Here is a 25,028-nt window from a genome sequence, read left to right as displayed (position 1 = left end):
AGCCCCCCAGCTCCCGCACCCCAGTCCCGTAGATGACACGAGACCCTCCTGTCTGCGCAGTATGAGGCAGAGAAAACAGAAATGGCATGGGTGCACAGGGGGTGCGTCGATGCAGCACGGTTGCGCCTGTGAGCGCCGGGCAACGTCGCGGTGCTGCTGCCAACGACGCCGGTGAGGGTCTCTCTCCAACATGGGTGACAACGGGCACCGCGACCGCCCGGACCCACCGGCGGCTTCGATGGTTCCGGGCGTGCGGGCTGAGATCAGTCGGTGGGATCAGTTCACGGTGAAGGAGCGGTCGCAGACAGCCGATTGGATGCCGGAGCGAGTTGTCGCGGAGACCGACAGGTAGTGGCCGCCGTCCGAGTCCGGAGTCCAGTCGGTGCTCGCGGTGTGGTCGTCGCCCGCGGCGACCGTGGTCTCCGGGCCACCGTCGAAGGAGTAGGTGTAGCTCACGACGTCTCCCACCTTCGGTGCGAAGGTGAAAGTGCCCGGGATGCCAACGCCGCCGCTCGATTCGTTCTCGAGGTAGGTCTCCGAAGCGACGGTGGGAGTCGTGTCGTAGCTGATGCTCCACGATGCCGCGTCACTGACCCAGCCGTTCGCGCTCCTGCTGGTCACCTGGAGGAACCCACCGTAGAGGCCGTCGAGCGTGATCTCCACCTGAGCTGTTCCGTCCGCCTCCGCCACGACGTCGACGGTCTTGTCACCGTCCTGGCCGCCGATGCTCTTCACGGAGTAGCTGACGACCGGGCTCGTTGACTGGAGCGCCGCGTCGGGCCGGAGCGTGAACGTGGTCTTGCTGCCGAACTCGGGGGACGGGACGGCCGGGGTGACGGTGGGTGCCGTGGAACGGACGAAGAATTTGTAGCTGGTGATCGTCGAAGAGTTGAAGGTCCGGTCGAGGCTTCGCACCCACAGTGTCATCGGACCGGAGCCGTGCGGTGGGACGAGACTGAGCGTCGCCGAACCACCGGGGGCGTCGGCCCGCTTGAAGTACTTGGAGTCCGAGTACGGGTCGACGGGCTCGGGGATGCCGTACTCACCGATGTTGGTGCCGATGACCGGGAAGCTCTGGTGCCAGGTGAACTGGAATCCGGTGATGTCGTCGTCGCCGTTGGCGTCCAGCGTGAACCTGACCGGCTCGCCGCCCTGGCTCCACTCGTCCAGCGGGTAGTTCGGCGAGGAGACGGTGGGCGCCTGCGCCGGGCGGGTGTTGTCGACCGTGACGTAGCAAGAGGCCGACCAGTTCGAGGCCGCACTCCCGGCCACGGTCTGTGCGCGCCAGGCGTAGGCCTGGCCGTCGGTGAGCGCGGTGGCGGGCACGGTGGCAGGAGCCTCGAACTTCGGTGTGGCGTATTCGCGGGCAACCGTCGTGATCTGCGCCGGGTCGTCGACCGGCCAGATCTGATACTGCACGGTCACCGAGTGATTGTCGGTGGTGCCGGGGATGCCCTCGACCACCAGACCGTCGCGGGCCGAAAGGTGGGTGGATTCCTGCGCATCGGTCGAGCAGTGCCTGTTGCCGTTGAACAGTTGAGTGGGTACGGTCGGCGCTACGTCAACGGCACTTGCGGGGGACACGGCGGCAGCCAGCGCCATGCCGAGTATCCCCAGAGTGGCGAGGACGGCGCGCGGTCTCGCGCCGGATAACGTGGTCAAGTGGTCCCTCCCTGTCGAACGCCCATGAGCGGTGCTTCGGTATGCACCGGTGTACGGGCGGCGAGAGGATCGTACGGGGAGCCGTAGACCGACGCAGAGGAATAACGGCAGGTTGGGTAACCGCACGACCGAAAACACGTCGGGATTTCCCGGCCGGCGGTCGTCCTCGGCAATCCTTGATCAAGCAGGACAGTCGGCCTCCGTCTTTGCCGAACCCCAGCGGATCATCAGGTATCCGGACGCCCCAGTCTCCGCCACTGCGTAACGGGTGTACGGCCATGCGTCGCCCGAGTTCTCCCGCTTATTCACCAGGGCCCGGCAGGCCTCGCCGGCGGCCATGTCCGCCCACGTCTCGACCTGGCCCTGGTCCCACTCCACGTAGTTCGACCACACGTACATCGCCGAACCCGCCGGGTCGAAGCCGATGGCGATGTCGTCGCCGTCGAGGGTGCGGTCGGTGCCGAGCGTTCTGCTCATCGCGTTGGTCTGCTCGATGACGTTCTCGGCGGTGCGGTCCGCGACCCGGATCTCGGTGCCGTCGGAGCTGGGGTTCATCGCCTCCGCGAGACCGGCATTGTCCGGCTTCCAGTCGTCCGGCGCGGCCGTGCCTGGGTCCTCCCCGGTGTCGCCGTCGATGGCTGACCGGCACGCCGAGTCGGCGGTGAAGTCGTCCTGCCACGTCACCTGGGGGTCCTGGCCCTTCTCGTCCCGCACCAGGACGTATGTGCGGTACGGCAGGTCCGGGTGGACGCGGAGGACGAGGTCGTGCAGAGTCACACACATCAGGTTGGCGGTCTGCGTCTCCGCGTACACCTCACTCTGCTCGTCGGAGGACAGTTCGTACGAGAAGTAGACTTCCTGGCGCGCCTCGTGGAACTTCACACTCCCCGGGATCAGTTCGATTGGGCTTAGATGCCCGGCCTCGACACCCTGGTCGTGTAGGACCGCACTCGCCACGTCGTGCTCGCCCTGGCCCTGCGCCTTGCGCGCCTGGGCCCAGGTCTCCGCACTCGCCGAGTCGCCGCTCGCGGTCTGCTGCCCCTTCTTCGCCCTGCTCCCTCCCGCGGCGCTCGCGGACGGCTGCCCGGATCCGGCCGCGGGGGAGGCCGTCGAGGCCGAGGACCGCGCCGCGTGCCCGGTGGGCTTGGTTTCGTCGGGCTTCAGAGACACCATTCCCGCGGCCAGGCCGCCGATGACGGCCGCCACGAGGATGACGGCGGTCGCCGGTCGCTTCCCCGAACGGCGCGGAGGCTGCTGCCACGCCGGATCGTCCCCGGCCGGTACGTCCCACAGGGCCGTGACCATGTCCACGGCCGTCGCCGGCATCGCGTGGGCTCCCACCACCTGCGTGGCCTGGGAGGCGAGCAGGGCCGCGCACTCTTCGGCGGCCTCGGCGGCCGACGGGCGGCCCTCCCGTTCCTTGGCCAGCGCCCGTTCCACGGCCTGGCGCAGGGACGCGGGAACGCCCTCCAAGTCCGGCTCGCCGGACATCACGCGGAACGCGACCACGTCGGGCGCGCCGGTCCCGAAGGGCAGCCTCCCGGTGGCGGCGTAGGCCATGAGCGCTCCCCAGGCGAACACGTCGCTTTCGGGACCGGTGTTCCCCGTGCGGTACTGCTCCGGGCTGATCCACCCGGGGGTGCCGGTCATGACCCCGGTGCGGGTGACGCTGGTGCCGTCGGCGGCGTGGGCGATCCCGAAGTCCAGGACGCGGGGACCGGCGGGCGTGAGAATGACGTTCTGCGGCTTCACGTCGCGGTGCACCACGCCGGCCGCGTGGACGGCGGCAAGCGCCTGCGCGGTGGCCGCCGCGAGCGCGTACAGACTGCCTTCGGTGAGCGGGCCGTGGTCGAGCACGTGCCGGTCCAGGGTCGGGCCGGGGACATAGGGAGTGGCCAGCCAGGGGGTCTCCGCGTCCGTGTCGGCGGTGAGCACGGGAACCAGGTACGGGCCGGTAACGCGGGAGGACAGTTCCACCTCGCGCCTGAAGCGGGCCCTGAACTCGGCTTCCTGGGCCTGCTGCGGGTGGACGACCTTCACCGCCACGCGCGTGCCGCCGGAGGCCACTCCCGCGTGGACGGTGCCCATGCCTCCCGCGCCGAGACGGCCGACTATCCGGTACGGACCTATGCGGGAGGGGTCGCCAGGTCGCGCCGGCCGGACTCTTCCGCCGGAGCCGTTTTCGCTCACAGATGGTTCCTTCTTCGTGCGGTGCCGGAGGCTTGCGCAGGCGCAGGCGCAGGCGCAGGCGCAGCATGTGGCCGATGGTCGCCGGCTCGACGCTCGGTCAGTGGTCGGCGTAGTACTCGGCGAGCGCCTTGAGTTCGCGGGTCCACAACAGCGCGTCGTCGCCCGGCCGGTCGTACGGCGCGCGGTGGGCCAGCTTGAAGAAGCCGGCGGCCGGCCAGCGGCTGTCCTTCAGCACGACGAGGGCGGACAGCAGCGGAAGCGATCCGTCCGGGTTGTCCCGTGCCGAGGCGTCCTCCAGGAGGCGCGGCATCGGGCCCTCGTGGGGCGGGACATGGTGACCGAGCCGCTCCAGCGCGGCGCTGAGGTCGCCGTACGGCAGTGGCCCGGCGCCGCTCCGCGCACGGGTGCGCAGGATGTTGACGACGGTGTCCAAGGCCTGCTCGTACTCGAGGCTGCCCTTGTGCATGTGCCCTTCCCTCCCCGTGCACGAGACGACTCCCCGCGGTCGACCCGTGCGCCAAGAGACTACGCGTCATGCCCTCAAAAGGGTAGACGGATCGGTGATTTCAAGTGATTCCGTTGTAAACTCAGTGCATGAATCACCACTGTCTCGTGCAGACGGCCGTGATCGGTCACAAGGACTCCGACCACTCGTCATCCTGCCGACGGACGCGTACCAACTGGACCTGTAGCGCAGGGTCCACTCCACCCACGACTACTGGTGCAACTGCAACTGCAACTGCAACTGCAACTCGGCGGCTGCGGCGGCGAGCTGAGCGAGATCAGCGATGGTGAGGCTCTTCTTGATGCGAGTACGTCCCTGCGGGGCCACGTACGCCGGCCACATCATCATGCGAAGTTCCGCGAGCCCCTCGGCGGGAGAGATCCCGATGCGTAGCCGATTGTGATGTCGTATGGGAGTTGCATGTGCGTTGTCCACCTCCGAGCAACCTTCTCAGGCCCTACGCGCCAGATTCAGCGCCGCCGTGTGCACGAACCAGTCCAGCGCTCCGCAGACCTCGTCACTGTGCTCGGCGAGGACCTGGACCGGGAACGACGGGCGAAGCTCCAGCTTCGCCTCGGGGAGGTCGATTCCGTCGATCTTGTTGAGGCGGTGCAGCAGCTCACGGCGCTGTTCTGTGTCGTCGAAAGGGCTGCGGTGCTTGAGATGCTGGAAGACGACCTCGACTGTTCCGCTCACTGGGTAGATGGCGATCGGCCACAGCACGTGGGGCCGCTCACTCGTCCCGGCATCCAGCACCGGGAAGCAGCTGGTCTCCTCGTATCGGCCGTAGTTGAGGTAACCGCCCTGGCTGCGCCAGTAGTCGAGAGCGGCCAGCACCCCGGTGACGGATCCCGGCGCGTGCTCCTCCAACTGCGCACGGAACCTCGCAGCCGCCTCGGTGTCCGCTGCGTCGGGAAGCGGGTCGTCCGCGACCGGTTGTGCGACGTCCTTGCCCAGCAGGGTGGCGAGTTCTGCAGCGGTCAGACGTTGCGAACGGTCCGCCCGATTGGAGGAGTCGAACTTCACGCCCTCGCTGGTCAGCAACTCTTGTGGCGGCTGTCTGTCGACGCCGTCCGGCCAGCGGAAGGAGGTGGAAATTTTCCCTTCCGCTGTGAGAACCCGGTATGCACCGATCACCGACGTGTTGGTGCTCAGATATCCGCCGACAGGCACCGGGTGACTGCCGATCAGCTCCGCGATGTCACCGTACGTCGTCCATGCGCCGCTCGGCATCGCCACCAGCGCCGCTCGCAAGTCGGCCCAACCCGGCCACTCCTCCCCGGCCGGCTTGACTCCGCCGATCGGTCCGGGCCACAGATCCACCGCCCGCTCGGTGAGACGCTCCGCGCGGTCGATGATCTCCGCCTTGCCCCAGCGCTGCGCAGCGGCGATCTCCAGGTTCATGCGCAGGGCGCTCGACTCCAGGATCTGCTGCTTGCGCTCGAAGGGGTAGTTGGAGAGCTTCGAGTTCTCGCCGGTCAGTGTGAGGTTGCCGAGAGTGTGCACCAGAAGGTCGTGCAGCTCCTGGGGAGTCTGCTCCGGCTCGGTCTCCTCGGCGAGCAGTTCGAACCACTTCGGGGCCGGTCGCTGGGGCAGGATGTGTTCTACGCTGAGGGACGCCTTGGCGAAGTCGACCGGTTCGGCGGGACGGTAGCTCTCCTCCAGGCGGCGCAGGATGTAGCTGCGCTGCAAGGGCCGGCCGCTCCAGTAGAACGGCTTGCTGCGGATCGCTTGGCGCAACTCCTCATCGCTCGGCCACCTCCGGCGTCGGCCGGACAGGAACCGCCGGACGGCCTCGGCGGCCGGACGGTCGGATTCCAGCTCCTTCGGGGCCTCCATGAAGATCCTGTTCAGCCCGGTGGTCGGCGTCTGACAGATGAGACGGCGCACCAGGTACGACTCGACGTACAGCAGCGCCTGTGTGGCGTCATCGGGGGTAGTGGTGCCGGCGTCGACGAGGTCCAGCAGGTGGAGGGCAAGCGGATAGTGGGTCTGTCCGCCCCAGGCCGTGAGGCGCTCCAGCACGGCGCGCAATGCAGGCGAGGTCTCGCGGTGCGGTTCGATGATGCGCAGGAACCGCTTCCCCCGTTCAGCCAGTTGCTCGATCTCGCGCTGCAATGCCTTCTCGTCACCGGCCAGCGGCTGGAGTCGCTTCTGCTGTTCCCGGTAGATCTCGCTCTGTTTCGTCTTGTGGTGACCGCGGACGATCAGGTCCAGCCAGACCAGCAATTCGAGGTTCTTGGGGCCGAGGCTCTGCTGCATGGGCAGCCACAGTTCCTCGTAGACCCGTTCGCCCCGCTTTGGCAGAAGCATGAACACATAGTTGCGCAGCAGGTCGCTCTGGCTGAGTCCGACGCCCGTGTTGTTGATCGACTCGAAGATGCGGTAGACGTTGTCGCCGGACTCGGCGGTGATCTCCACGATCGAGAGCAGATCCTTCAGAGCGGTCTCCACGGTGCCGACCCACTCTGTGCCGCCGGTTTCCTGGCCCTCGGCGAGCACGCCGCGGAAAAAGCGGTAGGCCGCACCGATGTTGTCGCTGCCGCCGGCCTCCGCCCGGGACTGGACACAGGCGATATACGCCTCCCGGTCCGCCTGCGTGGGAAGCAGCCGGTAGTGGTCTAGGCCCTCCTGGAACTCATTGACGAGCACCTGCCGGTGCGCCCTGGCCACACCGCGCTCGTCACCCACGTCCCTGAGGTGGTCGCGCAGAGCGGTGAACGCCAGCATCAGCGTGGTCAGCCGCTGTTGTCCGTCCACGACGAGCCACCTCTGCACGCCGCCGGCCTGGAGCTGGCCGGGGGCCAGCACCACCGAGCCGAGGAAGTGCGGCGCCCCGGTCTCCCCGGAAAGGTGCTGGTCGACGAGTTCGCTGACGTCTTCCCAGAGCCGCTTGAGCTGGTCCCTGCCCCAACTGTACGTGCGTTGGTACAGCGGTACCTGGAACTGCTTCTCCCCTTGGACGAGCTTGAGGAAGGTGATTTCTTGTGCGCGCATGCGCTTCCTTTCCCTGCTGGTGCGCAGGTCCTGCCGACCTGTCCGGCGGCCCGACCCTGGGGACAGCGGTCATTTCAAAAATAAGCGAACTCTGTCGACACTGGAGGGCTTTCGTGGCTCTTTGCCGCCTATGTGAGCTGAGCGACATGAGATATGAAGAAGGCCGATCGGTTGTGGGTGCTCGACTGCCGTTCCACCGCGCGGCCGTAGATGTCGCCCGTCAGGCTTCCGTGTACGCGTGCGCCAGCCCCGAGTACATGGAGATCCTGGGCATGCTTTCGTTGGGAGACCGACGCAAGAGCTTGATGGACCGGCCCTCCACCCAGGCATTCCACGCCTTGATGTAGTAGAGCAGGTGCTCGCGTGAGTCGTCGCGACGACGGTGCGCCTTGCCCGCGGCCAGGCTGAGCATAGTGTTGCGCAGGGTGAGGCGAGGGTCGCCCGACTCCAGCCGCGCACCGGTGACGACGCCGTCCTTCCATGAGGACTGGTCGACGTCGGGACGTGCCTCACTGGTGACGTACCAGCCGATCGTCGCGGCTGTGACGGTGATACGGCATGCACGGTTGAGGGCGATGCCGTGGTGGAGCGCCTCCCGGAGGCCGGGGTGCTTGTCGAGCATGGCCAGGAGCTGATCGTTGCTGGTCGCTGAAGAGCCGCCGCTCCATGCGGAGTTCGGCGCATTCAGGTAGAGGTGGAGCCCGCGCAGGGCCGCGGCGAGGTGCGTCGCGTTGGCCTCGCCCGCGAGAGCGAGGGCGTCCCGGCCCGTGCGCTTGCGCCCCGTGTCCATGACCGTGAAGGCGGTGCGCGGTACCCCGTGTGTGACGGTCAGGGGAACCGTGACGTCGGCTCTCACGATCGCGGCCAGCCGGTGCTGACCGTCGATGAGCACGCCGTCCTCATCGAAGGCGATGCCTTGGTGCGTCAACTGCCACTCGCCGCGCTGGATCTGGCCGGCGAGCTGCTGCACCGTGCTCTTGCTGAGCGGTCGGTTGTTGGTGTTGCGGGTGAGCCATTCGGCTGCCAACTCGGGTGAGATGTCAAGCACTTCCATGCGCACGGCGCGGAGCCTCCTCTAGGGGTGGAATCGGATAAGGGCTCTGGGGATAGAGTGCATACGCCTGTGAACTAAGTCAACTAACGCCGGTGACTATGGCAGTCGGTGATCGGCGCATCCGGCGTGGCCGTCCAGTCAACTGTGCGACTCCCGGGGCGAGTCGAGCGAGCGGAATGGCTGCTACTCTCTTCGTGTGCTCAGTTCACACTAGAGAGTCAGTCCGCCGGGGGGCGTGCTGGTGAACATCTTGCTGTGGCCAGGGCGGGGACTTCGCAAAACGGCCACCATGTGGCCCTCAGTAGTGGTGGGGTGGCGAGTGAGCCAGAGTGAGCGCAGCCCGTTCGACGGTGTGCAGCCGGTCGGTTCCGTCTATCAGTACGACGACGGGCTGTACGTGCGGGTCGACGACGTCGTGCCGTACGAGCTGGTCGATCCCGAAGACTCGTACGGGTACCGGCGAGGCGACGACCTTGTGCGATGCACCCTCTACTTGAGCAACGGCACCGATCGGCCCATCGATCTGGAGGGTGTGGGTCTGCTGGTGCGTGGCGGACCGTACGGCAAGACCGGCCGACAGGTGCACGACTACAAGACCGAAGTGCTCGACGACGAGCTCGAAGGAACCTTGCGCAAGGGGCGCAGGACCTCGGTGACCTGGGCCTACAGCATTCCCGCCGGTACCGCCGCCGAGCTGGACATAGAGGTGCGGTTCACCGGCCGGGACGAGCGTGGGAGCGTCACCTTCACCACGGCCGATGCAGGTCCGCCTGCCTCTGCGGACCCTCGTGTGGCCCTCGCACGCGTCACGTCCCCACCGCTACCGGACCAGGGCGCGCTTTTCGGTAACCAGCAGGACTCCCTGTTCACGAATGTCGAGCCTGAGCCTGCGGACGACCTCGACAGTTCTTATGGTGCAGGAACCGACGCCGTACGTGTCCGCCAGATCTTCCGGTTCCTCGCCGAGGCCGAGGAGTCGAAGGCGCGGCCCGTGCGCACGCTCGACGGCGCGGCCGGCGTCGTGTGGTTCGAGGACCTGCCGCACACCCCGGGCGTCGAAGTGATGCTGGACGACGCTCTTGCCACGGACGGCGGGGCCTGGTTGACGGTCGTACGTCCCGAACGCGAAGAGGCCCCGCACCCGGAACCGCTGCTCGCGCCCTGGGTGGATGAGCCCCGCATTCGTGACTTCCAGCAAACTCGCGCTCCCCACTTGAGGCGGCGCATCGAGCCCGAGTACCCGGACTGGTCCGGGGGGATCCCCCTGGAGAAGACGTACCACGAGCTGGACGAGCACCCAAAGCGGGAGAAGATCGAGAAGCTCTACGCCGCCTGGGAAGAGGAGTGGCTGGCCTGGGCGGAGCGGCGGCGCGCGATCGATCCTCTCGTCAAGCTGTACGACCGTCTGCACAAGATCCACGAGGACGCCGCCAACCTGGGGGAAGCTTACGAACTCGTACTCGGGCTCGGCCGGCTCACCTGGCAGACAAGTGTCGGCCAGCGCGTCGAAAGACACCTGGTCACACATCGGGCCACTCTTCGACTCGACCCGTCGACCGGCACGCTCACCGCGGCACCCGACCCGACCGGCAGCGGGTTGGAACTCGAAGAGGGCATGTTGGAAGGGGCCCAGCACGTTCCGGGCCCGGTGCGAGAGCAGATCGTCGAGGTGCTGGAGAACGCCTCCGACGTCACCGACCCAGAGCACCTGGAAGCCCTCCACACGGCGCTGCGCAGCTGGGTCAACGCCGCGCACAGCGCCGGGGGCTACTCGTCGATGGTGGAACGCGTCAAACCGCTTCGGCTCGATGTGCCGCAGGTGGCACTTACGCCGGCGCTGGTCCTGCGCGAGCGCAACCGCCGTTCCACGATGGATGCCCTGAAGGCCATCGCCCGGCAGATCGATGCCGGTACGTCCCCCACCGAGTTGCTCGGCTATCTCGCGGGCCGCGGCGGCGCACTGACCGCCGCCGAACGCGCGGCGGCCGAGGGTGATGGTGCGGAGGCCGACAGCGGTGAGGTGTACTTCGCGCTGCCCGCCAACGAGGAGCAGCGCACGATCGCGGAACGCCTGCGCGGCAACCGGCTCGTCGTGGTGCAGGGGCCGCCCGGTACCGGCAAGACGCACACCATCGCCAACCTGGTGACGGACCTTCTCGCGCAGGGCAAGCGTGTCCTCATCACCAGCCACACCCCTCGGGCCCTGCGCGTACTGCGGGACAAGCTGCCGGAGTCCATCCGTGATCTGTGCGTGAGCCGCACCGAGGACGGGGCGGCCGCCCAGCGCGAGCTGGAGGCGTCCGTACAGCGGATCCTCAGCGAGTACGCCGGCTACGACCCGAAGGCCTCGGAGCGGGACATCCGTGCGCTCCAGTCACGGCTCGCCAGGGCACGCTCCGCCCAGCAGGCCATGCTGCGCGATCTGGCCCTCCTGCGTGAGCAGGAGACCCACCGTTTCGAGGCGGAGATCGGCGATTACAGCGGCAGCCTCCAGGAGATCGCCCAGCGCCTCACGTCCGAGGCGGAGAGGTACGACTGGCTCGGCCCGGTTCCGCAGGAACAGCCCGCTCTGAGCGCTGACGACGCCCTGCGCCTCCTGCATGCGACCCGCGCGTTCACTCCACACCAGCAGGCTCTCGCGGCCGAGGTACCCAGCCTGTCGGAGCTGCCCGACCCCGGCGACTTCGAGGAAGCCGTCACCGTCGTGCGCTCTGCGGAGGCGGCACACGCCGCAGTGCGGCAGGACCCGCTCAGCGGCGAATACGACTCGGCGGTGCGAAACCTCGGAGAAGACGAACAGCAGCGGCTCGCAGCCGCTCTCGACGCCTTCACCGCCTCGCGGGCCCGCGCAGCGTCGCTCGCCGCAGCGGCCGGCCCGTGGGCTGAGGAGCTGCTGCGGGAAGTCACTGCGGGGCAAGACTGGCAGGCCCGTAGCCGGCAGGCAGCCGTCACCGACGCTCTCGCGGCCGTGGACGCCTCGCTCACCGCATTGGGTACGGCGATGGTCAGCGGCCTGGAGCAGTTCGACCCCGTCACGGCACTCGGTCAGGCCACCGCACTGCACGACGGGCTCGCCCAGGGCCAGAAGCTGCGTGGGCCGCTCGGCATGCGGTCGAAGCTGGCCAAGACCGCCGGGGCGTTCGCGGAAGCCGTTCGGGTGGACGGGCGGGCACCGGAGGATGCGGGCACCGCCGCTCTCGTGCTGGCACGCATTCAGCTGGAGCTGCGCCTGTCACAGGTCGAGTCCGAGTGGGGCAGTCCCGCCGCTGCCTGGCAGGGCCACGGTCCGCGACTCGCCCGCCTCCGACAGGACGCCGAGGCCCTCGAAGCGCTCCTCACCGTCGCAGCTGCCCGCACTGACGTGCTGACCGCCGCTGCTATCTCCCCAGCACTCACCGGCGCCACCTGGCACGACCCGGCCGTCGAAAACGCCGTACGAGCCGTACTGCGGGCGGCGACGACCCTGCGTGCCGCTGAACGCTCCCGTAGGGTCATCGAGGAGACCGAGGAGGTGCTGCGCACCTGGAGCGAGCGGCCGGACGTATCACCCGCCGTCGTCCGCGCACTCGACAGCGTGCGCGCCCAGGACCCCGAAGGCTACCGCAAGTTCAGCCGCGAGATGTCCGAGGTCCGCGATGCCGTCCGGCTGCGGGCCGAGCAGCAGGCGGCACTCGTACGAGCGCGGGAAGACTTCCCCTCGCTCGCCGAGCGGATCACCGACAGCGCTGAGGACGAGGCCTGGGACGTCCGGCTGCCGCTTCTTGCCGAGGCCTGGGCATGGTCCGCGTGGTGGGACCGCATGGAGCGGCTCACCGATCCGGAGGCCGAACGCGTGCTGCGCACGCGTTTGACGGAGGCCGACGACGAGGCGCGCATCATGCTCGCGCGACTCGCCGCCGCCCGTGCCTGGCACCGCTGTCTCGGACTGCTGACCGGCGACCAGTCCCGCGCACTCAGCGCGTACCAGCAGGCCGCACGGCGTATCAAAGGCAAGTACCAGCACCGCTACCGGCGCGACGCACAGGCCGCACTGCGGAAGGCGCAGACCGCCGTGCCGGCCTGGATCATGCCAGTCCACGCGGTGGCGGAGACCGTGCCCATGGACCGGCCAGGCATATTCGACGTCGTCATCGTCGACGAGGCCAGCCAGTCCGGCCTAGAGGCCATGCTGCTGAGCTGGCTCGCCGACCGAATGGTCGTCGTAGGTGATAGCAAGCAGGTCAGCCCCTCCAACGTCGGCCTCAAGCAGGATGAGTACTTCCATCTCAGAGATCGGCTGCTCACCGCGTTGGAGCCGGACGTGCGCAGCCTCTTCGGACCCGAGTCCAGCTTCTTCGACCTCACCGAGGCGCTGTCCGCGGGCCGCGGCACACTCATGCTCAAGGAGCACTTCCGGTGCATGCCGGAGATCATCTCATTCTCCAACGAGCTCTGCTACAACCGGCAGTTGCAGCCGCTGCGACAGTACGGTGCCGACCGGCTGCCCCCGGTCCGTACCGTGTACGTGGAGAAGGGCGAGGCTTCCGGAAACAACACGCGGCTGGTCAACATCGCCGAGGCCGAGGCGCTTGTCGACGCGATCACGCGCTGCTGCGCCGACCCCGCGTACGACGGAAGGACCATGGGCGTCATCAGCATGCGCGCCAGCAAGGCGCACCTCACGGAGCTGGAGAACCTGCTCGCCGAACGACTCGATTACGAGCAGCGCGAGGAGCGACGCATCCGGGTCGGTGACGCGGAGGACTTCCAGGGCGACGAGCGCCACGTTATGTTCGTCTCCTGCGTCAACTCGGCCACCACCGCCGCCGGGACCGTGCCGGGAGGCTTCACCGGCAAGACGTACGAGCAGCGCATCAACGTAGCCGCTTCCCGTGCCCAGGACCAGGTGTGGGTGTTCCACAGCGCCCGCCCCGAACATTTCCACGAGAACGACCTGCGTCGGCAGTGGCTCGACCACCTCACCCGCCCCACGGACGAGGAGACCGTCACGGTCCCGGGCGAGGTGCTGCCGGACGTGCGGCACGAATCGTTCGACAGCCTCTTCCAGCAGCAGGTGTACCTGGAGCTCATCGGACGCGGCTACCGGGTGCGGCCCGGCTACCGGGTCGGACGCCACGCGATCGATCTGGTCGTCGAAGGCGGGACACGCAGGCTCGCCGTCGCCTGCGACGGCGACGTCTTTGCCGAGGGCGAGGACGCATCAACCGGTGCCGCCAGACAGCGCGACCTGGAACGTGTCGATTGGACCTTCGTCCGCATCCGCGGGAGCCGGTTCCACCTCGACCGGGAGCAGGCGCTCGCGCCGCTGTGGGCGGAGATCGACCGGCTGGGCATAGAGCCGATGCATGAGGACCAGCACGGGGACGAAGCCCCCGCGCAGGACGTGTGGATGCAGGATCAGCCTGCTGGTGCTCAGACGGCAGAGGACCGGGAAGGCGCGGTCCCAGAGCAGGAGCAGGCTGAGGACACCGCCGCACCTGCAACTTCCCAAGAAGGCCAGGCTTCACTTCCTGTGCGGAAGATTCCTGCGGCGGCCTTCCATCGGCTGGTCGACGAGATGCGGCAACTGCAACTCGCGGTCGACGCGCCCGACGAGGCGCCCGACGGACTGGACGCGGCCAACCTCGTCTTCCTGCGGAAAACACAGGCGGATCAGCGTGAACGCTGCACGAAGCGCCTCGCCTTCCTGCGGACTTTTCTCGACGCCATCCGTGTGGGTGGCGAGGGCGACCGTCCGAAGACGGTGATCCCCGGTGCGTTGTTGGTCCTCGAGTTCGACGGACAGGTCGACGACGGAACCCTGTATGCGGTGGCCGAACTACCCACCGATGAGGTGGACACCGTTTCACCGTCGTCCCCGCTGGGGCAGGCACTGATGTGGCAGCCGGTGGGGCGTGAGATCTCGTACCACGCTCCGCAGGGTGGGACGCGTACTGTTGTCGTCCGGGAGGTTCGGTTCTGAGGGGACCGAACGGAAGCTTGCCGAAGGGGCTCGGTGATGCCGGGCCCACGACGGACCCGCCGCCCGGTCGTGTCCGGGCCAGGGCAGCGGGCCAGTTACGTCTCAGCCAGCGACGGGGTCCAGCATGCGGCTCCGCTCACCGTTCCACGAGAGCGTCAACGCATCGCGGGCCCGCGTGCATGCCACGAAAAGGAGACAGTGCTCGGCCAGCAGATCCGACTGGTGCTGCACGGGATCCACTTCGGCCGGTGTCACATGCGGGGCGAACGGAAGCACGCTCGACGTCACCCCGACGACGGCCACACATCGGAATTCCAGCCCCTTCATGGCGTGCATGGTTGCCACCCGCACGCCGGACACATCCGGACCCGGATCGTCCTTGACTGCGACCGCCGGTACACGCTCCCGCCGCAGACGCGTGATGACCGCGTCCACCATCGTGTTGAACCGGGCGCACACGGCCACCTCGGAGGCCTTGACGCCATCCTCGTCGATCCAGGTACGGATCTGCTGGACCAACGCCCGCAGCTCCTCTTCCTGGCCGGCGTACCCGTGTGCTGTCGGCACGCGGCCGTGCAGCTCGGAGCGGTAGCCGCGCAGCGAGTCCAGGCCGCCGTCCTGCTCGTCGTCCTCACCGAGCCGTCCCACGGGCCGGCCGTCGAGCAGGGACGTGGACCAGCGGAGGATCTCCTCTGTGCTGCGGTAGTTGAGGCGCAGCTGGGAGGAACGCCCTCGGACGCTGATCCCGAGTGAGCGCAGTGAGACGCGCGAGTCGTAGATGCGTTGATGGGGGTCGCCGACGAGGAACATGTCGTCGGTCTGGGGAGTCACGCATGCGCGCAACACCCGCCACTGGGCCGGGTGGAGGTCCTGAGCCTCATCCACTACGACGTGACGGTAGCGCGGTGCGCCAGCCGTTAGAAAGCTCGCTGCCTGGTCGCACAGCTGGGTGTACGTCGCCGAGTCGCGCGAGATTACGTCTGCCGCGAACCTTTCCATCACGCGCCACAATCGGGCTCTCTGCACTCGCCCCACCTGCGTGCCGCGCCCCCGCCGTACGCACCGCAGATACTCCTCGGGCGTGCGGAGCCCTTGTGCCAGGACGACCTTGCGGAACTCCTGGGACAGGAACTGCTCCGTCCACGGGAGTTCCTCACGAGCCGCGGCGCGCTTCCAGGCGCTCTTCTCCGCGGCGGCCGACAGTGGTTTCGGCGACTTCCCCCGTGCTTCTCGAATGACGCGGGAGGCCAGCGCGTCCACCGTCGTGACGTCGACCCGGTCCAGCAGATGGGTGTCGGCGTCGCCGAGCAGGAGCGCCAGACTGTCCCGCAAGGCGGATGCCATGGCATTTGTGAAGGTGGTCAGCAGGATGCGATCTCCCTCGCGACCGGTACGCAGTAAATGCCGGACGCGGTGCAGGGCGACGACCGTCTTACCGGTCCCGGGGCCGCCGGTGATCTGCGCGGGACCGTTGAAGCCGGGGTGGTAGGCGTACCGGCGCTGGGCGGGGTGGAGGAAGATCCGCCAGCGGGTGAAGTCCTCGGTGAGAATGCGCTCCAGCTCGCCGGGCCCTGTCACCTCCACTATGCGATTGGGCGTGTTGAGGATCGCTTCGCTGAGAGTGACCGTTGGTCGGTTCTCCGCAGTGCGCACCGACTGCCCTCGCGGGGCGATCAGTTGCTCCCATACGTCCTCGGGGGAGTGGCCGTCCGCCAGGAACCACAGCGCCTCGTACTGGTCTGCGGGCATCATCGGCGGTGCCATGACCGTCAGATCGTCGGCCGTCACACAGACTCGGGCCAGGCGTAGAACTTGGTCGTCGATGCCGAGATCGCGCAGCACGGTGTCGGAGTACTTCTCGAAGAGGCGGGTCGGGGTGGTGACCGCCTTGGTCCCGAAGTAAGTTTCCATCTGTTCGAGGGCCTCGGCATTGCGCACCTCGAGCCCCGCGGTGGCGCCGTTGACCGAGTAGGCCCGCTTGCAGGCCCAGTTGATTGCCTCGTCGTGCGGGGCGACCCGGAGCAGGGTGAACAGGTCACTCCCGTCATCTGGGGCCAGCAGGACGCCTCGGTAGAACCTGGTGATGCGTATGGTGCGAATCCGGGGATCACGCGCTCGCTCGAGCTTTTCCAGGTGCATGCCCTTGTTGGCGTGCAGTTGGGGCACGGTCATGCTCCGGAAAATCCGGATCGCGTCGTTGACGTCCTTCTGCACGGGTCTCTGCAGTGAGATGAGGTCCGCGACGAAGTCGTCGGAGAGGGCGAGTCGGGGCATGGCGTCCTCGGATGACGGAGGGACTGAAGGTCGAGGCCAAGCCTAGAGAGGTACTCCGCCGAGAGCGATGGAGCCCGACGAAGTTATTGTGTGAACTCTGTCAACGCTCTAAGGTGCTGCCTTACGACCGATATCTGTTCGTGCTTCACCGGACCTGTCCGAGAGGACCCACTCCATGCCGGCCCAGCCTTTCCAGGCCGCTGTCCCGCATCCGCTCGAAGACGTGCCCCAGACATTCCGTGCCGGGGATTCGTACACCGTGCGGGACAAGCTCGTCACTTATATCCGCCGCGATCTGCTGGGCCCCTGGGACGGTAAGACCGAGACCCTGTCGAGCGCTTCCTCCGGGCCGCGCGACCGCTACCTGGTCGGAATGCTCGGACCGCAGCCCCAAGCCGTCACGGGAGACGATCTTGCGCTCGTGGCGGCCCAGAGCGCGGACGGCGACTCGGGCGACGAACAGGAGGGTGATGACGCCGCTCCTCAGGACCGGTTGACCCCGCAGGCGGCCGGTCACATCTGGGCCTCCTCCATGGGGTTATCGTTCACCGTCCCCGCGTCCGTCGGCACGCTGAGCGCCCACGTCCGCTGGGGCCGCTACACCCAGTCCGAGGAAGCCACGGACCGGGGCACGACCCGCCGGGTCTGGTCGCGTGAGCAGGTCGAGCACCCCGTGGACATCGACGTGACCGGCGAAGTCGAGCGGACTGTGGAACTCGAAGGCGGCGCCGTCTCCCTGGAGGTGCGCATACGTCGGCACATCCGCCGGGCCGGAACCGAGGACCTGCGCGTCGTCGAACTTGCTCTGGTGAACCGCCAGCAGGACAGCCGTGAGGCCCGCGACGCCCACTGGCTGTTCCAGACCCAGGTGGAGGTCACCGCCTTCCCCGACGACCAAGCCGCGGTGTTCCTCCCCGTTGATGACCCGCTCGATCCCGCACACCACGGCAATGCGACGGAGGACGCCGAGGACCGGCGCCTCCGGCTCCTCTACCGGGACAGCCTCAGCCACGCCAAGGGCCGCAACGTCGCCGTCCGCGCCCATGTACGTGACGGCGAGCGGAACGCGCACCGGCTCATCACGACCTGGCTTCCGGACTACGACGTACGGTCCACCACCGCACCGACCGTCGATGAGCAGGCCCTGCTCCGTGGGCTCGAACTGGGCATGGACGAACTCGCCGCATTCGCGGTACCGGCCCGCAGGAACGAACTCAGTGCCGCCCTGGCACCGCTGGCCGACGGCTACAGCACCTGGCTTGATCAGCAGCGTCAGAAGGCCCGCTCGCTCCCGGACGATCTGCGTGAATCGGCGAATGCCGCCATCGAGCAGGCGCTGGACATCTGCGATCGCATCACGCTGGGCATCGACCGGCTCGTGGCCGACGACGTCGCCCTGGAAGCGTTCCGGTTCGCCAACCGCGCCATGGCACTGCAACGCCGCAATACCGCCATCGCCGCTGCCCGTGCAGGCCGTGAGGACGAGCGCGACTCGTACCAGGAGGCGTACGACAAGGTGTACGCCAGGGGCAAGGAAGCGGCCAGCTGGCGGCCGTTCCAGCTCGCCTTCGTCCTGCTGAACCTCGACTCCTTGTCCAGCGCGGGCCACCCGCATCGCGGCACCGGCCGCGAAGCACTCGTCGACCTGCTGTTCTTCCCGACCGGCGGTGGCAAGACCGAGGCGTACCTCGGCCTCGCCGCCTATACCTTCGCCCTGCGACGGCTGCAGGGCACCGTCGGCTCGGGAGCAGAGGCGCGCAGCGGTGAGGCGGGTGTCGGTGTCCTCATGCGCTACACCCTGCGTCTGCTGACCGCCCAGCAGTTTCAGCGGGCCGCCGCCCTGGTCAGCGCCTGCGAAGTGCTGCGTCGTGAGGAGTATGCGAGGGATGCCCGTTGGGGCGCCACTCCCTTCCGTATCGGTCTCTGGGTGGGCACCTCCGTCTCGCCCAACTGGTTCGAGGAGGCCAAGGAACAGATCGCTGACGCCAGGGAGAGCGCGAGTGACAAGCACGCACGCGTTCTTCAGGTCCTCACCTGTCCCTGGTGCGGCAGTGGACTGACGGCCCGTTCCCACATGGAGTACGACGAAGGGCGGCGCCGGGTCATCTTGTACTGTTCGCGAGGGGAGGGTACGGACCGTTGCCCCTTCTCACGGCGTGAAGCACCCGGTGAAGGCATCCCCGTCCTCACCGTCGACGAGGAGATCTACCGGCTGGCCCCGGCGCTGCTGATCGCCACGGTGGACAAGTTCGCCCAGCTCCCCTGGAACGGGTATGCCGGGCTGCTGTTCGGCCGGGTCACGGAGCTCTGCCCCCGGCACGGCTATCGACACGAGGACCTCGACGCCAAGACGGGATGCGGGAGTCGCCACCACGCCAAGGGGGACCTGCCCGGCGTCACCGCACAGCCGGTCACCCGACTCCGTCCCCCGGATTTGATCATCCAGGACGAGCTGCATCTGATATCCGGGGCGCTCGGCACCATCGTCGGCCTCTTCGAGTCCGCCGTCGACCAGCTGTGCAGCTGGAGCTTCACCGACGGCCAGGGACAGCGTCACGAAGTCGGGCCCAAGATCGTCGCCTCCACCGCGACCACCAAACGGGCCGCCGACCAGGTGCTCGGTGTCTTCGGCCGCAAGGTTGCCGTCTTCCCGCCGCAGGTGCTCGACGTCGGCGACACCTTCTTCTCCCGGCAGGTCGAGTTGAGCCGGGAGAATCCCGGCCGACGCTACCTGGGTGTGTGCGCGCACGGCACCCGCCTCAAGGCAGCCGAGATCCGCGTCGCCGAGATCCTGCTCCTGGCCGGTCAGCAGCTCTTCGACGACTACGGCAAGCCGGCCGATCCCTACATGACGCTGGTCGGGTACTTCAATGCCACCCGTGAACTCGCCGGCATGCGGCGGTACATGGACGACGACATCACCACCCGAGTGCGCTCCAACGGCAGTCGCAGAGGCCAGGAGACACTGGCCGACCGCATCGTGGGCCGCGCCGGCATGCTCAGCATCCAGGAACTGACTTCGCGCATCTCCTCGGCCGACGTCGGTGCGGCCCTCAAGCGCCTGGAGGTCGAGTTCGACCCCGAGCGCGACACCTCCGACCGGCGGCGTGCCTTTCTGCGCGAGTATGCGGTCGCCCACAAGGAGAAGCGCCTGCCCCGCGCCACCATGACGCCGACCGCGAAGCAGGCAGTCGACGTCGTCCTCGCCACTTCCATGCTGCAGGTGGGCGTCGACGTCTCCCGGTTCGGCCTGATGCTGGTGGTCGGCCAGCCCAAAAACACTGCCGAGTACATCCAGGCATCGTCGCGCGTGGGCCGTGATGCCGCACGGCCCGGTCTCGTCGTCACCCTCTACAACTGGTCACGGCCCCGCGACCTCGCTCACTACGAGGACTTCGAGCACTACCACGCCACCTTCTACCGCCAGGTCGAAGCGCTGTCCGTCACCCCGTTCACCCGTCGTGCCCTCGACAGAGGAGTGGCCGCCACCTATGTCGCCGCCCTTCGTCAGGCGGCCTACGAAACGTCCCGCAACCTGGACGCCTCGTGGGTCGACCTCGACGGGCCGCTTGCCCAGGACGTCGAGCGCCGACTCCTGGAGCGCGCCGAGCGGGTGGCGCCGGGTGACCGGGCCCGCCAATACCTGAGCGAGCGCCTGGATCGGCTCAAGGACGAATGGCGGCGAAAGCGCGAGGAGAGCTCAGCGACCCTCGGGTACCGGAAGGAGAAGCGCAAGAAGACAGTCGTCAGCGGCCTTCTCCGCAGGGCGGACGGGTCCCAGTGGACAGAACTGACCGTTGGCATGTCGATGCGTGAGACGGAGAACGAAATCAACCTCCTGCTGCCCGGTGGCGGAGCCTTTTTCGAGGAGTCCTCGTCGGGGGGTGGGCCGGACTGGCACTTCGGCGCATCCGATTCCGACTCCGGCACCGATCCTGACGTGGCGGCCACCGTGGACAGTGACGAGTACGGACCCACGAGCTCCGGCACGGCAAGGAAGGGACAGCGATGAGCGTCAACGGCAATCGCAGGGTCGGCGCGGTCCGTCCCAGCCACCTCATGTTCACCGCCGGCATCGGCTCCCTGGTCGACCTGCCGAACTTCTCGGTACTCGTCAAGGGGCTCGAGTCCTGGAGCTATTCGGGCATCACCGACTACGATATCGACGAGCCCCGGTTGCGCGCTGCCGTCAACCGATCACTCCAACGCTACGGGCGCGGCCAGATCGAGCAGCTGCGCGCTGCACCGTGGCTGGAAGGCGGGGACACCGATCCCAAGGGCTGGGCCGCACAGGGCATCGGAGTGCCGGTTACGCCGTTCCCCCAGTGGCTGCGTTGCACTGCCTGCAATGTGCTGGCCGCCGTGGACTCGGGTGAGTTCGCCTTCATCAATTCTAATCCGCGGACACCGCACGAGGCCAAATTCCTCCACGACTGCAAGAAGGGGAAGCCACTCGCCGTGGCCGCTCGCTTCACCCTTGTCTGCACCGCCGGACATCTCGACGAGTTCCCGTACACGCCCTACGTCCACCACGGACAGAGCTGCTCCCGGGCGGAGCGTCCCAAGCTGCGCATGAAGGACCACGGCGGCAACCAGGCCGCCAACGTGACCATCGAATGCGTCGCGTGCGGCGAGAAGCGCAACATCCGCGAGGCGATGGGTGAACGAGGCCGCCGTCATCTGCCCCGGTGCCGCGGACGCCACCCGCATCTGGGCACGTATGCGGCGAGAGGCTGTGAGCAGGACCCGGTCCTCATGGTGGCCGGTGCGTCCAATCAGTGGTTTCCGCTCACTCTCAGCGCTCTGGCCCTGCCGCAGGGCCAGAGCAGTGACATCGACAAGCTCCTTGACGACCACTGGCCTGACCTGCAGGTCATCGGGGAAAGAAACCAGTACGACTTCGTGGCGAGCATCCCCAAGTTCGGCTTCCTCAAGGGGTTCGACGCCGATGCGGTTGTCGCCGCCATCGTGGCGCGGAAGGAGGGGACGAGCGCACCGGCACCTTCCGCCCCCGACGTACAGGCCGACCTCTTCGGGCCCGAGTGGGACGCCCTCTCCGGCCCTGTTCCACCGCCCAGCGACGACTTCGCGCTGAGGAGGGTCCCCGTCCCGTCCACTCTCGGGGAACTGTTCTCCGACATCCGTCAGGTCGAGCGGCTGCGCGAGGCCCGGGCCCTGATCGGTTTCACCCGGCTCGACGCCCCCGACCCCGAATCACCGGAGATCGCCACGAGGGTGGATCTGTCCCGCGGTGCGCAGACATGGGTGCCGGCCAGCGAGGTCCGAGGCGAGGGCATCTTCCTCCGCGTACGGGACGACCTCATGGCCGACTGGGTGGCCCGCGTGGAAAAGTCACCGCAGATGGAGGCCCACAGGCAGGCCTTCGGCCGTTTCCGCGTGAACCGGAGGTCGGACCGCAAGACGAGCGACTTCGACCCCTACTACGGTTGGCCCGGAGTACGGTACATCGCCCTGCATACACTGTCCCACCTGCTCATCCGCACGATCGCCCTGGAATGCGGCTACAACTCGGCCTCACTCGCCGAACGCGTCTACGCGGGTGACGAGCAGAACCCGAAATCGGGCATCCTCATCTACACCGCTGTACCTGACTCCGAGGGCACCCTTGGGGGCCTCGTGTCCCTGGCCGAGGAGCGCGAATTCGACCGCATCCTGCGCCGTTCCCTGGCTGATGCCTCGCACTGCTCGGCCGACCCGCTGTGCTCGGAGCGTCTGCCGCACGATCCGGCCGATTACCTCCACGGAGCGGCCTGCCATGTCTGCCTCTTCGTATCGGAAACCACGTGCGAGCGCGGTAACCGGTTCTTGGACCGACGCTTCCTCGTGCCACTCTCAGGAGATAAAGAGCAGGTGCTGACACCGGTTGGTCTGCTGCCGTGAGCAGGCCCAAGTTCGAGGCCGCCGCCGAGGACGCGGTCGTGGCCCTCGGCCTTTCCCGCAGCAAGGACCTCGCCGGCCTGCTGGTACGTGAGGACCGGAGGGAAAGAGCGCTGACCGAACTGGTGACTCCAGGGGTCAACGAGGCGGTGGCGAAGCTGTACGACGCGTTGGAGGCCGAGTCGGTCTCCAACGCCGAGGCGGCCGCCTACATCCGTGGCTATGTGGCTGCCACGCTCCATGCGCGGGACAGGGTTCAGGTTCGTACAGTATGGAGCGGCCCCTCGACGCCGGCCGTTCCGGTGCGTGCGACCGCTCAGGTACTCGTCGAAGTCATTGCCGAAGCGCGGGAGGAACTCCTGGCCATGACGTACGCAGCTCGCCCGTACCCGGCACTGACGCGGGCTCTGGCCGAGGCCGCGGCCAGAGGAGTCGAGATCCACATAGTGGTCGAGACACTGGCAGGGGCCGGCGGTCTCCTCTCCGGCCGGGAACCGGCCGATGCGTTCGCCACGGTACCGGGGCTGCGTATTTGGCACTGGGCACGTGATCCGGCCACGGCCGCGCACTCGCGCCAGCACGCCAAACTGGCGGTAGCCGACCGGCGCCTGCTCTTTCTGGGCAGTGCCAACCTGACTGAGTCGGCGGCCCGGCGCAATATCGAGGCCGGAGCGCTGATAAAAGGCGGCGAGGCACCACGACGCGCGGCGGAGCACATCGAGGAACTGCAGCGCCTGGGCGTACTCCTGCCCCTCGTGCTGTGAGCGGGTGAGTGCTTATGACTCGGTGCGTCGATGGCACAGAGGCGGTTCACCTTGGTACCTGCTGGTCAGCTCACGATCGACTTTGTCGGCGGCTGAGGCCGGACACCGGACACCGACGCTACGGATCAGGGGAGTTGGAGCCGATCGCTGAGTAGCGGCATGTGTGTATGGAGCGTGTCGGTCCTCGGACACGGACCATTTCCCCACGGATTCTCTGAGACCGTGGGGATTTGTCGTTCTTGAGGCTGGGTGGGCCCTGCGGGCCTGGTGTGAGCTCGGCCCGCACCGTCATCCGTGCGGAGTCGTAGGTGAGCCGAAGCCCCAGCTGCCGGTAGATCTCGGCCTTGTCTTCGGTCCGGGCCTGGCGTACGACGGCGACGAGGTCGCTGATCGCGTGTACGAGCCGGGTGATCTCGTCTCGGCTCATGCGCGTGTCTGGTCGGCCGGTGGTGGTGCGGAGTGCGGCTTCGGCGCCCGCGCGTTTGGCCTGGGTCTCGGTGATCCATTGGCTGACGAGGGCGGGGTCGGCGCCGGCTTCGAGTGCGGCGCGGCGGGTGGCCGGTTTGGCCTCGCAGTCGGCGACGGTCACGCGGGCCGCGGCGATGGCCGTGTCGTCGTGGTCGGGCAGTTCCTCTGTGGCGGTCATGAGATCGATGGTGTTGTGCAGCCGGTGCGGGGCGAAGACCTTGCCCAGCCAGTCGTCGAGCGGCGGGGTGATCCAGCTTTCGCGCAGATAGACGTTGCGGGGGTGCTGTTTGCGGTTGGCCAGGGCGTACTCCTCGGAGAACCGGCAGCGGTAGTACGCGTCGCCGTGCGACCACTGAGCTTGCATCCGGCGGTTGCACAGCCCGTGGGTGATCAGGCCGCGGAAGAGGTATGGATTGCTGGTGCGGTGCAGCCGAGGGTGGGCTGCGGTACACGCGCACTCGAACAGGCCCGTCAGCATCAGACAACCCGCCGCGTTCGTTGCCGTCGGCAAACGCCGCCTCGCGTCGGTCATGGGCAGGCCCGGCGCGCGCAAGACCTCCGCGAACGCGGCCGGGCGGCAACCGCAACGGCGTCTCCCAGCTGACCCGGTGCCCGGAGTGCCGTAGGTGGAAGGCAATGCCGGCGGGCGAGGCTGGGCGCCGGTGAAAGCAGTGGCGGTCAGGTCACTGCAGGACGATTTGGTGTTCGTGCCGGGGGTCAGCCGCGCATGCGAAGATGTTCAGCGCACCGTCCCTACCAGGGCGGACCTCCGTCGGATGCTTGTTGTCCTGAGGGGTGGGGGCCCGGGGATCCTCCACCGGGGTCCAGCTGGAGACGACGCCGCCCCATTCATAGGTGGCGATGGTGAGGAAGAGCCGCATGTGACTGCCGCACGAGCAGGTGATCTTGGCCGGGCCGGTCACATTCCACGCCGCGAAGCCTCCGACCTTCCACCCTGGGGCGATGGACAGGTCGCCCTGGTAGCTGAGGAAGTCCTCCTCATCGTTCTCGGCTTCCTCCTCAAGCCGCATCTCCCATTCCTCGATGCGCTCTTGCAGGTCGACGTCGAGCAGTTCGATGTATTCGTGCTCCACGACCTGCTCGGGGGCGATGACGCAGGGCTCGGGTACGTAGCCGTCGAATCCGACGACTTCCGGGAGCGGGGGGGGGGGGGGGGGGGGGGGGGGGGGGGGGGGGGGGGGGGGGGGGGGGGGGGGGGGGGGGGGGGGGGGGGGGGGGGGGGGGGGGGGGGGG

At 67.9% G+C, this 25,028-nt stretch carries 13 protein-coding genes; 4 read left to right on the top strand and 9 right to left on the bottom strand.

What is annotated here, in order from left to right:
* Positions 1–276 precede the first annotated feature (276 nt).
* The 6 genes from ACZ4MH_RS18875 to ACZ4MH_RS18850 all read right to left on the bottom strand — a co-directional run bounded on the left by ACZ4MH_RS18875 (position 277) and on the right by ACZ4MH_RS18850 (position 8,408).
* Positions 277–1,662, bottom strand: a complete 1,386-nt coding sequence (locus ACZ4MH_RS18875) for a phage tail tube protein (RefSeq protein ID WP_351587878.1) — start codon at positions 1,660–1,662, stop codon at positions 277–279.
* Positions 1,663–1,842: 180 nt separating this feature from the next.
* The gene (locus ACZ4MH_RS18870) at positions 1,843–3,852 is read right to left on the bottom strand and encodes a serine/threonine-protein kinase (protein ID WP_351587875.1); all 2,010 of its coding nucleotides are present in this window, start codon (positions 3,850–3,852) and stop codon (positions 1,843–1,845) included.
* Positions 3,853–3,949: 97 nt separating this feature from the next.
* A complete protein-coding gene (locus ACZ4MH_RS18865) occupies positions 3,950–4,318 on the bottom strand; it encodes a hypothetical protein (protein ID WP_351587872.1) in 369 nt (122 codons plus the stop codon).
* A 249-nt stretch (positions 4,319–4,567) separates the two neighbouring features.
* Entirely contained in the window at positions 4,568–4,792 is a 225-nt protein-coding gene (locus tag ACZ4MH_RS18860) for a hypothetical protein (protein WP_351587869.1), read from the bottom strand.
* A gap of 15 nt (positions 4,793–4,807) precedes the next feature.
* Positions 4,808–7,354, bottom strand: coding sequence for a GmrSD restriction endonuclease domain-containing protein (locus tag ACZ4MH_RS18855; protein ID WP_351587866.1), 2,547 nt, complete (start codon positions 7,352–7,354; stop codon positions 4,808–4,810).
* A 220-nt stretch (positions 7,355–7,574) separates the two neighbouring features.
* Positions 7,575–8,408, bottom strand: coding sequence for a hypothetical protein (locus ACZ4MH_RS18850; protein WP_351587962.1), 834 nt, complete (start codon positions 8,406–8,408; stop codon positions 7,575–7,577).
* A gap of 319 nt (positions 8,409–8,727) precedes the next feature.
* On the opposite strand from ACZ4MH_RS18850, the gene ACZ4MH_RS18845 reads away from it, so the two are divergent.
* The gene (locus ACZ4MH_RS18845; protein WP_351587863.1) at positions 8,728–14,370 is read left to right on the top strand and encodes an AAA domain-containing protein; all 5,643 of its coding nucleotides are present in this window, start codon (positions 8,728–8,730) and stop codon (positions 14,368–14,370) included.
* Positions 14,371–14,472: 102 nt separating this feature from the next.
* On the opposite strand, the gene ACZ4MH_RS18840 is transcribed toward ACZ4MH_RS18845, so the two are convergent.
* Positions 14,473–16,644 carry a UvrD-helicase domain-containing protein gene (locus ACZ4MH_RS18840; RefSeq protein WP_351587860.1) on the bottom strand — a complete coding sequence of 724 codons (2,172 nt, stop codon included), beginning with the start codon at positions 16,642–16,644 and terminating at the stop codon, positions 14,473–14,475.
* Positions 16,645–16,867: 223 nt separating this feature from the next.
* On the opposite strand from ACZ4MH_RS18840, the gene drmA reads away from it, so the two are divergent.
* Genes drmA through drmC form a run of 3 tightly spaced genes read left to right on the top strand, consistent with a single transcriptional unit; the run spans position 16,868 to position 23,306 of the window.
* Positions 16,868–20,656 carry a DISARM system helicase DrmA gene (gene drmA, locus ACZ4MH_RS18835; protein ID WP_351587857.1) on the top strand — a complete coding sequence of 1,263 codons (3,789 nt, stop codon included), beginning with the start codon at positions 16,868–16,870 and terminating at the stop codon, positions 20,654–20,656.
* Positions 20,653–22,545: a DUF1998 domain-containing protein gene (locus ACZ4MH_RS18830; RefSeq protein WP_351587854.1), complete on the top strand. Its 1,893-nt coding sequence runs from the start codon at positions 20,653–20,655 to the stop codon at positions 22,543–22,545. The genes drmA and ACZ4MH_RS18830 overlap by 4 nt, the downstream gene beginning before the upstream one ends.
* On the top strand, positions 22,542–23,306 hold the full coding sequence (gene drmC / locus ACZ4MH_RS18825; RefSeq protein WP_351587851.1) for a DISARM system phospholipase D-like protein DrmC: 765 nt from the start codon (positions 22,542–22,544) through the stop codon (positions 23,304–23,306). The genes ACZ4MH_RS18830 and drmC overlap by 4 nt, the downstream gene beginning before the upstream one ends.
* Before the next feature lie 118 nt (positions 23,307–23,424).
* On the opposite strand, the gene ACZ4MH_RS18820 is transcribed toward drmC, so the two are convergent.
* A complete protein-coding gene (locus ACZ4MH_RS18820) occupies positions 23,425–24,306 on the bottom strand; it encodes a recombinase zinc ribbon domain-containing protein (RefSeq protein ID WP_351587848.1) in 882 nt (293 codons plus the stop codon).
* A 151-nt stretch (positions 24,307–24,457) separates the two neighbouring features.
* A complete protein-coding gene (locus ACZ4MH_RS18815; protein WP_351587845.1) occupies positions 24,458–24,868 on the bottom strand; it encodes a hypothetical protein in 411 nt (136 codons plus the stop codon).
* Positions 24,869–25,028: the final 160 nt, after the last annotated feature.

This window comes from Streptomyces sp. NPDC026301 (genome assembly GCF_055567935.1).
Note: the sequence above shows the minus strand (reverse complement) of the source record. Positions and strands in the feature narration are given on the sequence as shown.

What these genes read in the sequence shown, in the direction of transcription:
- ACZ4MH_RS18855 (WP_351587866.1), bottom strand. Translation starts at nt 7,354, where the DNA reads ATGCGCGCACAAGAAATCACCTTCCTCAAGCTCGTCCAAGGGGAGAAG.
- ACZ4MH_RS18840 (WP_351587860.1), bottom strand. Translation starts at nt 16,644, where the DNA reads ATGCCCCGACTCGCCCTCTCCGACGACTTCGTCGCGGACCTCATCTCA.
- ACZ4MH_RS18820 (WP_351587848.1), bottom strand. Translation starts at nt 24,306, where the DNA reads ATGACCGACGCGAGGCGGCGTTTGCCGACGGCAACGAACGCGGCGGGT.
- ACZ4MH_RS18850 (WP_351587962.1), bottom strand. Translation starts at nt 8,408, where the DNA reads ATGGAAGTGCTTGACATCTCACCCGAGTTGGCAGCCGAATGGCTCACC.
- ACZ4MH_RS18830 (WP_351587854.1), top strand. Translation starts at nt 20,653, where the DNA reads ATGAGCGTCAACGGCAATCGCAGGGTCGGCGCGGTCCGTCCCAGCCAC.
- ACZ4MH_RS18865 (WP_351587872.1), bottom strand. Translation starts at nt 4,318, where the DNA reads ATGCACAAGGGCAGCCTCGAGTACGAGCAGGCCTTGGACACCGTCGTC.